Annotated in this window: 1 protein-coding gene; it reads left to right on the plus strand. The window is 60.7% G+C overall.

Going from position 1 to position 940, the window contains the following annotated elements:
• Positions 1-80: 80 nt before the first annotated feature.
• Positions 81-940, plus strand: an 860-nt coding sequence (locus EII26_RS12830; protein WP_158612350.1) for a WG repeat-containing protein, incomplete at its 3' end; no start/stop codon positions are given.

Raw genomic sequence — 940 nt, forward strand, 5'->3', positions numbered from 1 at the left:
TCCCGGGTTCTGCGGGGCCGAGAGAGGGTTTTATGACGAGAGGGATTGAGGCCATTGGGAAGGAGCAGGGAGGGATCGATATGCCCGTAGGAGACAGGTCGAGGGGGCCGCGCTATTTTCTGCGATTCGTGGTGCTGATGGTCGTTGTGGTCGTGTCGGGGTGGCTGTACTACCGCTACGGCCCGGACGGTCTGGAGTTCGAGTGGCTGCTGGAACCCCAGTTCAATTGTGCTACTCCGTTTGGGCACGGGGTGGCTTGGGTACAGGAGAAGGAGGGCGGGCCGTACAAGCTGATCGACAAGAAGGGGCGTGCCCTGGTCAGGGATTTCTCCGCGAAATATGTATCGCCTGCCGATGTCCTCTCGTATTTCCGAGGCCCCGGGAACCTTGAGGGCTATGTGGACCTCACTGGAAAGGTTGTCGTTCCTCCCCGATACCAGTCTGTCAGCGGGATCAAAGATGGATTTGGAGTTGTGGAGAGCGGCGACCTATCCGGGATCATCGACGAGAAGGGACGGCCTGTGCTGCCGATCATGTACGAGGAGTTCATCTACATCTTCGGCGCGAACCTCTTTGGGGTAAAGAGCGGGGACAAGTGGGGGTACGTGAACGGCAGGAACGAGGCGATCACGGACTTCGTGTTCGACGAGCCCCCGACATCCACTTGCCCCCGGGGGACCTGCGTCGCCGTTCTGAACGGTAAGAGCGGCCTGCTCGATGAAAAGGGGCGTTGGGTCCTCCCCGCCTCGTATGACCAAATTTATAGCGTCGTGCGAGGGGAGGCGGAGGAGAACCCGAAGATCGGGGTCTGCCGCGACGGCAAGGTGGGGTTCGTGGATCTACAGGGCAACACGGTCATCGACTTTCAGTTCTGGGGTCCGCGATGGCCGCGTTGTTACCGGTTCTCCGAGGGGCTGGCGTCGGTGGCTCTCTCCGACCC

It is taken from the genome of Fretibacterium sp. OH1220_COT-178 (assembly GCF_003860125.1).
GTDB lineage: Bacteria > Synergistota > Synergistia > Synergistales > Aminobacteriaceae > CAJPSE01.